Consider the following 14,172-nt stretch of genomic DNA (forward strand, 5'->3'; position numbering starts at 1 on the left):
CACGGGGAGAGGGCGGCCCTAGGGCCGCCCTTTGTGGTCCTCGAGCAGGCGTTTTAGCCCGGCCACGGTGGCGGCATCGGTGCGCCGTGCCGCCTCGGTCTGGAAGCCAAAGCGGGCAATGGCGCCGCTTGCGGGATCGGGCTGCGAGGCGGAGGCATGCACGTCGCTCGGATCGAGAGCCGCGAGCAGGCCGGGGAGGGTGGCGGCAGAGATCCCGGCGCCGGGCATGATGCTCAGCCGGCCCGCGGCGTGCGCGGTCATTTCCTGCAGGCGCGCGATGCCTTCAACGGCCGACAGCGCGCCTCCCGAGCTTAGAATGCGCGAGATGCCGAGCTCTGCCGCCTGGTCGATGGCTTCGAACGCGTCTTCGATGAGGTCGATGCAGCGGTGCAGTGTGAGATCGAGCCCCTTTGCCGCCGCAACCAGTCGCTGCAGGACGGGAAGGTCGAGCGTCACGGTGCCCGCGTCGGAGCGCGTCGCACCGATCACCACGCCCGCGAGGCCCGCGCGCGCGACGGCGGCGATCTCGACTTCCATCGCGACGAGCTCATCCTCGCTCCACTCGAAGCCTCCGGCACGGGGGCGGATCATTGCCACAACCGGGATCGGCGCACGGGCGGCAAGGTGTATCAGCCCTTGCGTCGGCGTCAGGCCACCAAGCGCCAGCGCCGAGCAGAGCTCGATGCGGTCCGCACCGCCTTCGACGGCGGCGGCAAGGCCAGCGGGGCTGTCGACACAAATCTCCAGGGTGCGGGTCATGGCCTCTCCTCTGCGGCGGCGGATGTGAGCGGGTGCCAGCGTTCCAGTGCCACGAGGCCGAGCGCCCCGGCAAGCCCGACGGCAATGCCCATGAAGGCGACCGTGGAATAGCTGGCGATACTGGTGCCGAAGCCGAAAAGCCCGGCGGCGATGGCGCCTGCAAGAAAGAGGTTCAGCGAGATCAGCGAGGCCGAAAGACCGGGGCGGTCCGCGATCAGCTCCTGAAGGTAGCCGAGCGGCAAGGTGATCAGCGCCGAGGCCGCGGTGCCTCCGAGAAAGGCGCCGGCGATGATCATGCCGGGCGAGGTTGCCAGAGCGATGGTGCCCAGATAGCCGGTATAGAGCGCCATGGCGACGGCCAGCGTGGTGACCGTAGAGATGTGGCGTGTGACCCGCGCCCAGCCGAGCAAGAAGAGCAGTTCCATGCCCGCGACGATGCCGACGGTGATGCCAACGTCGCCGTTGGTGCCCCCGGCGCGGCCGGTCATGATCAGCGGCATGACGGCGGCATGCACGTGGATCGCCGAGGTGATCGCGGCGGTTCCGACCACGCGCAGGGTCACCGCGGGGCGCGCCAGCAGCCCAAAGGCGCCGAGCAGCGAGACCTTCGGCGGCCGCTTTGCCGGATCGCCGCTGCCGCCGCGGGGCATGGCGAGTTTAAGCACGATCAGCACAGCCGTGGCGGCCAGCGCCGCGACGAGGAAGGCAGGCAGCATCGAGCCGCGCCCGGCGAGTGCAAAACCCAGCACCCCGGGCACGAGGATCCAGGCCGCCGAGACCATGCCGCGCAGGACCGAGGACATGGCGGCGCGGTCGGCACGCGGCAGCCCGTCGGAAAACACCCGCCCGGCTGCGAAGAGCATGGGCGTCAGCCCGCTGAAGATCGACACGGGCAGCAGCAGCGCGAGCACGAAGACTGCGGGCTGCGGGAAGAGGAAGATCGCCGCATAGCCGGCGATGCCGATCGCGGCGAGCCACATCAGCAACTTGCGGTAGCCCGTATCGCGGTCCGCCAGCATGCCGAGGTAGATCGAGGCCAGCACGTTGATGATCGCCGCCGTCAGGGTGAGCGCCGAGAAGGCGCCGTCCGAGAGGCCAAGCTCGCGGATCGCCACCACCGATTTGTAGGGCGCGGTCGAGGCCGCGGCGATGCCGCAGAAAAAGACCGCCGCTGCGCAGGCCCGCAGGCCCTGCGAGGCGCGGAGCGATTTGAGGATGTGGAACATCGGGCTCTCGGAGGGATGCGGCCCGCGGGCCGAGGCGGAACGGAAGGCTCCTCGGCGCGGCTCCATGCGCCGAGGGGCCTGAGGTGCTGTCAGCTCAGGCGCGGGCCGAGCGGGTGGGAGCGGGCGTGAAGGTGGCCTTTGTGTCCCAGGGGTAGAGGCCCGGTGCGCGGTGGTGGCTCTCGAGGCGCGGGATGTCCTGGTTCACCACGCCATCGGTCAACGCCATGAGGTTCGGGTTGGCGATTGGCGCGAGATCCGGCGACAGGTACCCCGATTTTACCACCAGCAGGCCGACCTTGCGCGGGTCAAGGCCGAGCAGTTCGAAGTCCTCGAAGTTGTGGTAGGGCCGGCGCCGCGCGGCGAGCACGAGGGTGATACCCCCGGTCCTCACCACTGCCTGGGCAAAGGCGCCGCCGGCGCCCTCCACGAGGGTCATCACGGTGAATCGCGCGGTGGCCGAGGTGCCTGCCGGGTCGAGCTTCGCGCCGACGGTAAGCTCCAGTTCGGCGCCGACCCCGGCGGCGAAGCACGCCGCGACCGCCTCGGGATCGGTGATCCCGGCGATCAGCGCGTCCTGCCAGTCCCGTTCGATCAGCGCCTTAAGCACCAACCCGTTGTCACCCACTCCTCCGCCGGTGGGGTTGTCGCCGCTCTCGGCGAGGATCACTGGCGAGGTGCTCGCCTTGGCGGCGATATCCAGCATCTCGCCCAGCGGGCCGGTGATCGGGCCGAAGGCAAAGGCGCCGCGCGCATCCCAGTAGGCCCGCGCCAATTCGCTGGCGACGGCCTCAGCCTCGGCGGCATCGGTGGCGGTGACGATGGCGGCGGCGGTGCCGCGCGGCTCGTCGGCCCAGACGTAGCCCACCATCTGGTCGGCGGACCAGATGCCGGGGCGCCGGTCATGGGCAGGCAGGGCGGCATAGAGCGACTTGGCGGGCTCATCCTCGGTCGAAGAGCGTTCGCCGGGCATCAGTACCGGGATCTTCGCCCAGGTGACAAAGGGTCGCTCGCCGCTCCGCAGGCAGCGCAGCAGCATCTCCCAGGCGCGCTGCATGGTCTCGGTCACGTCGATATGCGGCGCGGTGCGATAGGCGGCGAACATGTCGATCTGGTCGATGATCCGCTGGCTGACGTTGCCGTGCAGGTCGTAGCTGACCGAGATCGGCACTTCGGGGCCGACAAGATCGCGCACCGCCTTGATCCAGTCGCCCTCGGCGTCCCACATGCCGTCCACGTGCATCGCGCCATGCATGGCGAGGTAGACGCCGTCGAGCGGCAGCGCCGCCTCGAGCCGGGACAGCAGGTCGGACTTGAAGCCCTCGTAAGCCGGACGGTCCACCGGCCCGCCGGGGACGGCGCGGGCGTGCAGCAGCGGCAGGATCTCGACGTCGTCCTGCGGCAGGAAGGCGAAATAGGCCGAGGCGGTCAGCTCCGCGCCGCGCATCACCGTGAAATCCTCTGCGCGGATGAGCACCGGGTTGTAGGTCGAGCATTCGGTATGGATGCCGCCGACGGCGATCCGTTTCTTCGGGGTCATGGTGGTCGGGCCTGTTGGTCTGGCGTTGCGGAGGGGGCCGCTTTGGCGCGACCTCTTGAGGAGGGGCTCAGTCGCCCAGAAGCTGTCGGTCGTCGCCGTCCCGGTGGCGGATCAGGCTCTCCTTGATCCGGCGCAGGGTGGCGGCGCTCTCGGTCCGGTTGGTGTAGGCGACGAGGTTCGCAAGGATGTCGACGACGGCCAGCATGGCGTAGCGGGTCGAGGTGGGGCGGAAGATGTTCTCGCCCTCGGGAAGGACCACCGACAGCACCACGTCGGCGGCCTCGGACACCGGAGAGCCGGACTGGGTGAGCGCGATGGTCGTCGCTCCCTGATCGCGGGCAAGACCGAAGGCGCGCACCAGCTCGGCGTTGCGCCCCGAGAAGGACGAGCCGAACACCACGTCCCGCTGCGTCACCGCCGAGGCCTGCATCATCTGCATGCCGTGGTCGGTGGAGGTGGTGATCCGCGCGCCGAGGCGGAACAGGCGGTTCTGCATCTCGTTGACGATCATCGACGAGTTGCCGCCCGAGCCGAAGGCATAGATCATCTCGGCCCGCGAGAGGGTTTCCGCGGCGCGCTCCATGGCTGCCATGTCGAGCGCGTCATGCATCATGAAGAGCGCTTTCTGGGCCTTGGTCACAATGTCTTCGGCCACCTCCGAAGGGGTCGAGGACTTTGCCTCCGGGCGCAGGTAGCGCAGCCCGACGTAGGAGGACTTGGCCAGGGTGACCTTGAAATCCGAGAAGGAGTTGCAGCCGAGCCGGCGGCAGAAGCGGGTCACGGTGGGGGGCGACACTTCGGCCCTTGCGGCGAGGTCGGTGATCGAGGCATTGGTGGCGAAGTCGATGTCCTTCAGCACAAGGTCGGCGATGCGCTGCTCGGACTGTGAGAGCTTCAGCCCTTCCTGCATCAGCGTTGCAAAGATATCCATGGGCCGACCCCCTCGAAGGTTCCATCGGACAGGACACTCCACAGAGCCGAAGGTGCGCGGATTTTGCTCTTGTCCGAAAATCATTTTCTTATTTTCGTTGACACTTTCGCATGCGGGCGGAAAAGTGGCCAGCGTTTTCGGTAATCCACGAAAATAATTTGCAACATGATACGGAATGAGGCCGCCGAGATGCGTGATCCGATGCAGAACCCCTTTGCGCCCGAGGACAGCGCCCGCCACGCCATCTGGGAGATGCTGGTGCCGCGCGACATCGATGCCTTCATTGGAGCCGACTGGGGGATGATCGAGGGCGATTTCCTCTCCGAGAATTTCATCGGGATGAACGGAAATTTCAATCCCGATCCGCAGACGTGGACGCTCTCCTTCGCCTCGCTCGAGGCTTATCGCGACGAATGGCTGCGGCAGGCCGCGGAGGGGCAGAGGACCGACTACGCCGAGGACCCCCGCGCCGGCATCTTCCGCGCCACCAAGCTCGAGGAGATCGAGGTTGACGGCCCTGTGGCGCTGGTGCGCAAGAAGTTCGACGGGATCCTCAAGCGTGCCGATGGGGGCGAGGATCGGCTGCTGTGGCAGACGCTATACACCTGTCGCGAGACCGCGAACGGCTGGAAAATCGCCGGCTTCGTGGGCTACCTGCCTTACGCGGGGCACTGATGCCGGATCTCGCGAACATCTGGCCGGCGCCCGGCGCGCCGCTTTCCGAACTGCTGACCCCGCTGCCGGTCATCGACGAGGCGCGCATGGCGGCCAACATCGCCCGCGCGCAGGAATTTATGGACAGGCTCGGCCGAGCTTTCCGCCCGCATATCAAGACGCACAAGCTGCCCGAGGTCGCGCGCGCGCAGCTCGAGGCAGGGGCGGTGGGGATCAACTGCCAGAAGGTGACCGAGGCAGAGGTCTTCGCCGAGGCCGGCTTCGACGACATCCTGATCACCTACAACATCCTCGGCGCGGCAAGGCTGGCGCGGCTCAAGGCGCTGAAGGCGCGTGTGGCGCGTCTTGCGGTTACGGCGGACAGTTTTGAGGTCGTGGCCGGGCTCGCCGCCACTTTCTGCGCCGATGCGCCGCTGACGGTGCTGGTCGAATGCGACACCGGCGGCGGGCGCTGCGGCGTGCAGACGCCGTCGGCCGCGGCGGCGCTCGCCGCCGAGATCGCGGCGGCCGGCGGGCTTCGCTTCGGCGGTCTGATGACCTACCCGGCGCCCGGCGGGGCCGCGGCGGTCGAGGGTTTCGTATCCTCGGCCAAGGCGCTTCTGGACAATGCTGGGCTCGGCTGTCCTGCGGTGACCGTCGGCGGCACTCCGGATTTCTTTGCGGCGGGGGACATCCCTTCGGCGACCGAGCACCGCGCGGGGACCTATGTCTACAACGACCGTGCGATGGTGCGCGCGGGGCATGCCAGCCTCGATGAGTGCGCCATGCATATTCTCGTCACCGTGGTTTCGCGCCCGACGCCGGATCGTGCGGTGATCGACGCGGGCTCCAAGGCGCTGACCTCTGATTTGCTCGGCTTTCAGGATCACGGGATGATCGTCGAATACCCCGGTGCGCGGATCACCGGTCTGTCGGAAGAGCACGGCGTGGTGAACCTGTCGGGAATCGCGGGCGAGGGGCCCAAGGTGGGCGAGGTGCTGCGCGTGATCCCGAACCACACCTGTGTGGTCACCAATCTCTTCGACCGGATGGTCTTCCACGACGGCGAGAAGGTCACCCGGGTGCTTAAGGTGGCGGCGCGCGGCACCGTCTGGTGAGCCAGGAACCCCTCGGCTCCCGAGCGGTCTATGAGCGAGCTCCATAATGAAGAAAATGCCCCCGCGATCTGCGCGAGGGCATTTTTGTTTCTATCTGCGAACAGCCCGTGAGTGAGCCCGCCAAGGTGCCTCAGGCGGTGGCCGCTGCCGGGATCGGCATCGAGCTGTCGACCTTGCGCGTGAGGGCCATGCCGTCGGCGTCAAAGAGGTGGCAGTCGGCGGCGAGGAAAGAGAGCGTCGCGGGTGTCTCCGGGGCCACCGGAGAGGATCCGGGCAGCAAGGCCGAGATCGTGCCCACGCCCTCGAGTTCGGCATAGGCCACGGTGTTCACTCCCAGCCGTTCGACGACATTCGGGATCACGTCGATCGACAGATCGCCGCCGGCCTGGCTCAGGTGCTCGGGGCGGATGCCCAATGTGATCTGGTGGCCTTCGAGACTGCGGGGCGCCTCGACCGGCACGGTGATCGTGCCGCCAGTGTTCAGACTCACCGTGGCGCCCTCGGGACCGACCCTCGTGCAGGTGCCGGGGAGGAAGTTCATCCGCGGGTTGCCAATGAAGCCCGCGACGAACAGGTTGTCAGGCTTGTGGTAAAGTTCGAGCGGCGCGCCGACCTGGCTGATGCTGCCGCCGTCGAGCACCACGATGCGGTCGGCCATGGTCATCGCCTCGACCTGATCGTGTGTGACGTAGATCATCGTCGCCTTGAGTTTCTGGTGCAGCGCGGTCAGCTCGATGCGCATCTCGGCGCGCAGCGCAGCGTCGAGGTTCGACAGCGGCTCGTCAAACAGGAAGATCGACGGCTGACGCACGATGGCCCGGCCGATGGCGACCCTCTGGCGCTGTCCGCCAGAGAGGTTGCCCGGCTTCTGCTGCAGCCGGTTCTCCAGTTGCAGCACCCGCGCCGCGCGCATCACGCGCTCCTTGATCTCGGCCTCGGGGAGCTTCTCGACGCGCAGCGGAAAGGCAATGTTCTCGAAGACCGACATATGCGGATAAAGCGCGTAGGATTGGAATACCATGGCGATGCCGCGCTTGACCGGCGGCAGGTCGTTGACGCGGATCCCGTCGATCGTGCATGCGCCCTCGGTGATCTCTTCCAGCCCGCAGATCATCCGCAGCAGCGTGGACTTGCCGCACCCCGAAGGCCCGACGAAGACGACGAATTCGCCATCCCGGATGTCGAGGTCGATCCCATGGATGACCTCAAATTTGTTGAAGCGTTTCTTCACACCGCTCAGGGCAAGCTGTCCCAAGGGAAAGTCCTTTCCTATTCAAGCGGTCCGGACCCGAAGGTCCGGACCATGAGAACCCATGCGGGCTCGGATCAATCAGCGCTGGGTCACTCGAGCTCTTTGAGCGCGGCGTCAGCCTTGGCCAGCGCGTCGGCGGGCTCTGCCGCGCCGGTGACCACGGATTGCACCATCTCGATCATGACGTTCTGGAAGCCGCGGTAGTCCGTGAAGAGCGGCTCCGGACCACCGAACTCGATGCCGTCGATATAGGGCGCCCAGTAGGGGGTCTCGGCGACCAGCGCGTCGATCTTGGCGGAGGGTCGCAGCGGGGTCAGACCCTCGGCAAGGTCATATTCCTCCTGTGCTTCCGGCGCGGTGAGGAACTTGGCCAGGTCCGTGGCCTGCTCCTCGTAGCCGGTGCCGGAGAAGACGGCGAGGCTGTCGGTGATCAGCAGCGTGCCCGGGCCTTGGGCGTCCGGGCCGAGCGGCAGGTTGGCCACGCCCCAGTTGATGTCGGTGTCCTGCAGGCGCGAGACAGCGCCGATCGAGGCGTGCATCATCGCCACCCCGCCATCGAGGAAGATCGCGCGGACCTCGTTCTGCTCGTAGGCGGTCGGGCCTTCCTCCGAGTAGGGCACCAGCGCCTTGTAGGCTTCCAGCGCCGCGAGGTTCTGGGGCGAGTCCAGCACGATGTTGCCCTCGGCGTCCACGACCTGGCCGTTGTTGGTATACACCCAATGCAGGAACTGGTGCATGGTATTGTCGAAAGTTTTGGCGACAAGGCCGAAGCCGGCGCTGTCGGTGTTCTCGGTGACGGCCTTGGCGGCGTCGATGACCTCGGCCCAGGTCTTTGGCGGGCTTTCCGGATCGAGGCCGGCTTCCTTGAAGAGATCCTTGTTCCAGTAGAAGGCCTTGGTCGAGAAGGCGACCGGAACGCCCCACTGCTCACCCTGGTAGGTCACGGTGTCGACCACGTTGGGGTAGTAGGAGGCCTTTTCCTCGTCGCTCATCGGCACCGGCTCGATCAGGCCGAACTCGGCGAATTCCTTCAGCGTGCGCGAGCCGACGTAGGCGATCCCCACGGGGGTGCCTGCGACGGCGAGCGTGGTCACCTTGTCCTGGCACTGGCCCCAGCCGACGACTTCTGGGGCGACGGTCCAGCCTTCGTTCTGGGCTTCCCACTGGTCGATGTATTTCTGCTGGACCGGGTTCATCGTGTCGCCGCAGACAATCATGGTGATCTCTTCGGCCATGGCGGGCATCGCGGCGGTCAGCGCGACGAGCGCGGCGCCGGTGCGAAGAAGGGTCTTGGTCATTCCTGTTCTCTCCTGTTGGTGCCCTGTCGGGCGGGGCCGTTTCTTGCCGCTTGTGCGGCGGGCCTTTCTGGCTCCCCTGTCCCGGGGCGGTCTTCGGCTGCCCCCTCGTGCGGGAGCCGCCGGTCACCCCCTCCCTCGGGGGCCATGGAGGGCCTCCGCGCGCGCGGCGCGGACGCCGGGTCTTGCGCGGCCTACTGCTTTACCGCCCCGGCGGTGAGGCCGGCGACGAGGTAGCGTTGCAGCGCGAAGATCAGGATCATCGCCGGGGCAATGCCGACGAAGCTCGCGGCCATGAGCTCGTTCCAGATCACCTCCTGGCGCCCGAAGTAGGCGTAAAGGCCGATGGGCAGCGGCATGAATTCCGTCTTGGAGTTGAAGGTCAGCGCGAAGATGAATTGCTGCGCGTAGGCACCGATGAAGGTGGTGATGGCGACCACGGTGATGCCCGGCATCGCCAGCGGCAGGATCACCCGGCGCAGGATGTAGAAATGGCTGGCACCATCGACATAGGCGGCCTCGTCCAGCTCGCGCGGGATGCGGCGCATGTAGGTCGAGAGCAGCCAGATCGCCGTAGGGATCAGGAAGGCCACGCCGGGCACGATCATCGCCCAGTAGGTGTTGAGCATGCCGTAGGCGCGCATCAACCGGAACAGCGGGATGAGCAGCACCGCGCCCGAGAACATGTTCACCGCCAGGAAGGCGCCGAGCAGCGTGCCCGAGCCGCGAAAGCTGATCCGGGCAAAGGCATACGACGCGGGCACCACAAGCAGCAGCACAACCACGGTGATCACCGTCGAGATGAAGAAGGAGTTGAAGATGTAGCGGCCGAACTCGGGCACGCTCTCCCACATGGTGAAGTAGGCCTTGAATGAGCCGTTCTCTGGCAGGAACTTGTAGGGCGTCGAGAAAAGCAGGCCCAGCGGCTTCAGCGAGACCAGGAAGCCCTCGATGAAGGGCGCCAGCACGAAGAAGAGGAACACGAAGATGCCGCAGTACATCAGGACCACTTCCCACCAGCGGTAGCGGTCGATCATGGCGTTTTTCTTCATCATGTGGTCATCCTCCTCGACAGCTTGGTGACGGCGCGGAAGTAGAGCAGGGCAAAGGCCGACAGGAACAGGCAGATCACCACCGCTCTCGCCGCACCCTCGCCGAACTTCTTGGAGCCGAGCGCGGTCGAATAGGTGTCGATGATCATCGTGGTGGTCGAGCCCGAGGGGCCGCCCTGGGTCAGGATCCAGATCGGATCGAACGAGTTGAAGGTCGAGATCAGCGAGATCATCGACATGGTGATCGCCGCCGGGAAGATCATCGGCAGGGTGATCCTGCGCATCCGGTAGAGACGGCTCGCGCCATCGGTCCAGGCGGCCTCGTGCAGGTCCTGCGGCACCGATTGCACGGCGGCGAGCATGTACATGGTCACCATCGGCACACCGATCCACACGTCGGTGATGATCGTCGCCCAGAACGCAGTGTGGCCGTAGGCGAGGAAGGCGACCGGCCCGTCGACCAGCCCAAAGCGCTGCAGCAGGCCCGAGATCATGCCGAACTGGCCGTTGTACATCCAGCCCCACATGAAGATGCCGATGGCCATCGGCACGATCCAGGGCGGCATGGTCAGGATGCGGAAGAGCGCGCGGCCGGGCAGCGCGGCATTGAGCAGCATCGCCCCGCCGGTGCCGATGATCATCTTGATCGAGACCGAGAGGAAGGTCCAAAGGAAGGTCCGGCCGATGATCGTGGCGAACTCGGCGTCGAAGATCTTCGCATAGTTCTCCCAGCCGATGTAATTCGTGGTGCGGCGCAGCGAGGCGTCGGTGAACGACAGGTTCACGGTCTGCAGCAGCGGGTAGACGACAATGGCGGACACATAGGCCAGAGCGGGGACCAGCAGGATCCAGGCAAAGATGACGGCGGACTTCTGTGCGCTCATCAGGCCGGAACCTTGGCGGTGAGGGCCTCGTCGTAGAGATCCCAGGTGCGCGACATCTCGATGACCGTGCGCTTGGCGCGGGCCTCGTCCATTGCCATGGCGAGCAGCCCCGCCTCGAGCGCGTCGAGCACCGAGACGGGCTGTGTCGCACCGGTCAGCACCGAGGCGATGACGCCCTTGGCCATCTCCTCGTCCGCGCCGTAGTGCTGCGAGAGGTCGCTGGCCTGGTAGGTCTTGCGCTCGAGTGGCTGGCGGGTGTGGCTGTCGGTGACATTGAGAAAGCCGCGGACGAAGTCTCCTTCGGCCATGCCGCGGGTGCCGATCACCGCGAAACGGCGAAAATCGTCGGGCACGTTGAGGTTGGTGTGGAAGTTCAGCGCGGCGCCGTTCTCGTATTCGACGATGGCCACCTGGTAGTCGATGATCTCGGCGTCGCTGTCGAAGACCTTGTCGGTGCCGTTCCAGCCCGAAGGCTTCTGGCTGTAGACCCCGAGATCATTGATGCCCCGGTTGCGCGGATCGTTCGCGGGCACGAAGGTGCGGCGGCCGCCGAAACTGCTCACCCGCTCGGGGCGGGCGCCGATGACGCCATTATAGAGGTCGATGTCGTGGCAGCATTTCTCGAGCATGAACCCGCCGGCCCAGCGGTCGTAGCGCCGCCAGTCGCGCATGAAGAAGGCGCCGTGGTAGGGGGGGATGTGCTCGCTGGCCTCGATCGAGACCACATCGCCGAGCTCGCCGCGCGCCTGCGCCGCGCGCAGGTCAGTGTAGAGAGGGGCGTAGCGCAGCACGAGGCCGACCAGAAGGTTCTCGACGCCGTATGTCGCGAGCAGCCGCGCCATCTCGAAGCTGTCGTCCTTGGTGGTGACGACGGGCTTTTCGGAAAACACCTTCACGCCTGCCTCGAAACCGGCGCGGATGTGCTCGAGGTGCATGCAGTTGGGCGAGCCCACCATCAGCAGGTCGAGGTCTTCGGCCTTGAGCAGCTCCTGCACTGTCGCGTACGGGGTGCCTGCGGAGATGCCCTTTTGCTCCAGAAGACCCATGCCCGCAGGGGCGGGATCGACGTAGCCAGCGATCTCGAAATCAGGATGCATTTGCGTGAAGACCTGGCTCAGGTAGCCTAGACGGTACCCAAGCCCGACGATGCCGACTTTCATTCTCGATCCCTGTTCTTTTCCCGGGCGAGGGTGCCTTCCGCGACGGTGGGTGACGCGGGGCTGTCGCCGGTTTACGTAATTTATTTTCGTAGACTGTGGGTCAGTTTCGTGACAGTCAATATAAAAATGCGAAAGACAGCGACTATGGTGAAATTCATTTTCAGTTCCTGCCTCAGATGCGGGCGAGCGGCTCAGGCCGCGCTCCCCCTGTGCGGCCCTGCGGAGCCCCGGAGCGCATGAGGACAGGGATTTCCCCGGTCGCGCGCCGGGTTTTCGACGGTTGGGACTGGCATGAGACCGCTGCGGTGAGCTTTGCGAACGGGAAAGTGACCGGGGTGATTCCCGGCAAGGCGGCAGAGGTCGAGCTGATCGTGCCGGGTCTCGTCGACCTGCAGGTCAACGGCGGCGGCGGGGTGCAGTTCAACGACACCACGAGCGCCGCGGGGCTGGCGGCGATCTGCGCCGCGCACCGGGCGCTCGGGACCACCTCGATCCTCGCCACGCTGATCACCGACACGGCAGAGAAGACCTCGCAGGCGCTCGCGGCCTGTGCTGCGGCGCATGCCGCGGGGCAGCTGGGGCTCGCGGGTCTTCATCTCGAGGGGCCGCACCTCGATCCGCGCCGCAAGGGCACCCACGCAGAGGACTTGGTGCGCCCCATGGAGGAGGCCGATCTGCAGCGCATCCTCGCGGCAAAGGGCAGCTGCGGTCATCTGCTGGTGACGCTGGCGCCCGAGGCGGCGACGGTCGAGCAGGTTGCGCGGCTGGTCGGCGGGGGCGTGCAAGTCTCGCTCGGGCACAGCGACTGCAGTGCCGAGACCGCCGCGCGCTATTTCGCCGCCGGGGCGAGCATGGCGACGCATCTTTTCAACGCGATGAGCCAGATGGGCCACCGCGCTCCGGGTCTGGTCGGCGCGGCACTGGACGCGGGCGCGGTGAGTTGCGGGCTGATCGCCGACGGGCACCATGTCAGCGACGTGGCCATGCGGGTCGCGCTGCGCGGCAAGCGCGGGCCGGGGCATGTGTTCCTCGTCTCGGACGCGATGGCAGCGACGGGCTCGGACCTGACCGAAATCACCCTCAACGGCCGCACCATCTACCGCGCGGGCGGGCGCCTGACGCTGGCCGACGGTACGCTGGCAGGGGCGGACATCTCGATGCTGGAGGCGCTGCGCTACTGCGTCGCGGCACTGGAACTGCCGCTCGACGAGGCGCTGCGCATGGCGACGCTCTATCCCGCACAGGCCGCAGGATTGTCCGACGTCGGGTGTCTTGCCGAGGGCGGTCGCGCAGATTTCCTGGTTCTCGATCGAGACCTTGCGTTGCAGGACGTCTGGATCGGCGGCAGCCCGTGGGGCGATGAGGTGGCGGCATGATCGTCTGTTTCGATATCGGCGGCACATCGGTGAAAAGCGCCGTGGCGACCAGCATTCATGACGTGCGCGCGCTCTCGCGCCGTCCGACGCCGGGGGATGACTTCGATGCCTTCGTGGCCACCCTCAGCGAGGCCATCGCCGAGGCGGCGGGAAGGGCCGAGCGGGTGGCCATCTCGATCGCGGGCGTGGTCGATCCGAAGACCGGCCGGGCCACCGTCGCGAATATCCCCTGCCTGACCGGACGCCGCCTGGCGCCCGAGCTCACGGCGCTGCTGGGGGTCGAAGTGCTCGTGGCAAATGACGCCGATTGCTTCGCGCTTGCCGAGGCTGCCGTGGGGGCCGGGAGCGGGCATGACGTGGTCTTCGGGGCGATCATCGGCACCGGCGTCGGCGGCGGGCTCGTCGCCGGGGGGCGGCTGATCGGCGCGGGCAGCGGCTACGCGGGCGAATGGGGGCACGGACCAGTGGCCAAACGCCTGCTCGACTGCCTCGACACGCCGCTGCCATCCTACCAGTGTGGCTGCGGCCTGAACGGCTGCCTCGATGCCACCTGCTCGGCGCGCGGCATCGAGCGGCTGCACCGCGACATTGCCGGGACGGAACTGCCCTCGACCGAGATCCTCGCGCGCTGGCACGCGGGGGATGCGGGCGCATCGAAGACCGTGGCTGCCTGGCTGGAGCTGCTCTCGGGCCCCTTGGCCATGGTGGTCAACATGACCGGCGCCACCGTGGTCGCCGCGGGTGGCGGGCTGGCGAACGATGCCGCGCTGATCGCGGCGCTCGACGAGGCCACACGGCCGCTGACGCTGGCGAAACCCTCCGAGCCGCTGGTGGTGCAGGCGCAATGCCGCACCGAACCCGGCCTCGTGGGCGCAGCCATCCTCGCCCTGCGCGCGCCGTCGCGCGACGCGGCCTGAGCGGATGACCC

Annotated in this window: 13 protein-coding genes; 4 read left to right on the top strand and 9 right to left on the bottom strand. The window is 67.0% G+C overall.

Annotation, left to right across the window (positions count from 1 at the left end; translation table 11 throughout):
* Window positions 1-18: 18 nt before the first annotated feature.
* From G0D83_RS30005 to G0D83_RS30020, 4 genes are all read right to left on the bottom strand, one after another.
* Window positions 19-759: a copper homeostasis protein CutC gene (locus G0D83_RS30005; RefSeq protein ID WP_164198275.1), complete on the bottom strand. Its 741-nt coding sequence runs from the start codon at window positions 757-759 to the stop codon at window positions 19-21.
* Window positions 756-1,985, bottom strand: coding sequence for an MFS transporter (locus tag G0D83_RS30010; protein WP_164198277.1), 1,230 nt, complete (start codon window positions 1,983-1,985; stop codon window positions 756-758). Before G0D83_RS30010 ends, G0D83_RS30005 begins: the two co-directional genes overlap by 4 nt.
* A gap of 94 nt (window positions 1,986-2,079) precedes the next feature.
* Window positions 2,080-3,522, bottom strand: a complete 1,443-nt coding sequence (locus G0D83_RS30015; protein WP_164198279.1) for a M81 family metallopeptidase — start codon at window positions 3,520-3,522, stop codon at window positions 2,080-2,082.
* A gap of 67 nt (window positions 3,523-3,589) precedes the next feature.
* Window positions 3,590-4,453 carry a MurR/RpiR family transcriptional regulator gene (locus G0D83_RS30020; RefSeq protein ID WP_164198281.1) on the bottom strand — a complete coding sequence of 288 codons (864 nt, stop codon included), beginning with the start codon at window positions 4,451-4,453 and terminating at the stop codon, window positions 3,590-3,592.
* Window positions 4,454-4,642: 189 nt separating this feature from the next.
* On the opposite strand from G0D83_RS30020, the gene G0D83_RS30025 reads away from it, so the two are divergent.
* Together G0D83_RS30025 and G0D83_RS30030 are read left to right on the top strand one after the other, a co-directional pair.
* The gene (locus tag G0D83_RS30025) at window positions 4,643-5,128 is read left to right on the top strand and encodes a hypothetical protein (RefSeq protein ID WP_164198283.1); all 486 of its coding nucleotides are present in this window, start codon (window positions 4,643-4,645) and stop codon (window positions 5,126-5,128) included.
* Window positions 5,128-6,225 carry a D-TA family PLP-dependent enzyme gene (locus tag G0D83_RS30030; protein WP_164198285.1) on the top strand — a complete coding sequence of 366 codons (1,098 nt, stop codon included), beginning with the start codon at window positions 5,128-5,130 and terminating at the stop codon, window positions 6,223-6,225. Before G0D83_RS30025 ends, G0D83_RS30030 begins: the two co-directional genes overlap by 1 nt.
* Window positions 6,226-6,355: 130 nt before the next feature.
* Here G0D83_RS30030 and G0D83_RS30035 read toward each other — a convergent pair whose 3' ends face one another.
* The 5 genes from G0D83_RS30035 to G0D83_RS30055 all read right to left on the bottom strand — a co-directional run bounded on the left by G0D83_RS30035 (window position 6,356) and on the right by G0D83_RS30055 (window position 11,868).
* Window positions 6,356-7,480 (bottom strand): ABC transporter ATP-binding protein, encoded by a 1,125-nt coding sequence (locus G0D83_RS30035; protein WP_164198287.1) that lies wholly within the window; start codon window positions 7,478-7,480, stop codon window positions 6,356-6,358.
* A gap of 86 nt (window positions 7,481-7,566) precedes the next feature.
* Entirely contained in the window at window positions 7,567-8,775 is a 1,209-nt protein-coding gene (locus G0D83_RS30040; protein ID WP_164198290.1) for an ABC transporter substrate-binding protein, read from the bottom strand.
* A 191-nt stretch (window positions 8,776-8,966) separates the two neighbouring features.
* The gene (locus G0D83_RS30045) at window positions 8,967-9,827 is read right to left on the bottom strand and encodes a carbohydrate ABC transporter permease (RefSeq protein WP_203595186.1); all 861 of its coding nucleotides are present in this window, start codon (window positions 9,825-9,827) and stop codon (window positions 8,967-8,969) included.
* Window positions 9,824-10,708 (bottom strand): carbohydrate ABC transporter permease, encoded by an 885-nt coding sequence (locus tag G0D83_RS30050; RefSeq protein WP_108969450.1) that lies wholly within the window; start codon window positions 10,706-10,708, stop codon window positions 9,824-9,826. The genes G0D83_RS30045 and G0D83_RS30050 overlap by 4 nt, the downstream gene beginning before the upstream one ends.
* The gene (locus G0D83_RS30055; protein ID WP_164198293.1) at window positions 10,708-11,868 is read right to left on the bottom strand and encodes a Gfo/Idh/MocA family protein; all 1,161 of its coding nucleotides are present in this window, start codon (window positions 11,866-11,868) and stop codon (window positions 10,708-10,710) included. Before G0D83_RS30055 ends, G0D83_RS30050 begins: the two co-directional genes overlap by 1 nt.
* 236 nt (window positions 11,869-12,104) lie before the next feature.
* Here G0D83_RS30055 and nagA point away from each other — a divergent pair, with 236 nt between their 5' ends.
* On the top strand, window positions 12,105-13,244 hold the full coding sequence (gene nagA, locus G0D83_RS30060; protein ID WP_164198296.1) for an N-acetylglucosamine-6-phosphate deacetylase: 1,140 nt from the start codon (window positions 12,105-12,107) through the stop codon (window positions 13,242-13,244).
* Window positions 13,241-14,161, top strand: a complete 921-nt coding sequence (locus tag G0D83_RS30065) for an ROK family protein (protein WP_164198299.1) — start codon at window positions 13,241-13,243, stop codon at window positions 14,159-14,161. Before nagA ends, G0D83_RS30065 begins: the two co-directional genes overlap by 4 nt.
* Window positions 14,162-14,172 lie beyond the last annotated feature (11 nt).

Source organism: Salipiger sp. PrR003 (genome assembly GCF_010500785.1).
Lineage (GTDB): Bacteria > Pseudomonadota > Alphaproteobacteria > Rhodobacterales > Rhodobacteraceae > Salipiger > Salipiger pacificus_A.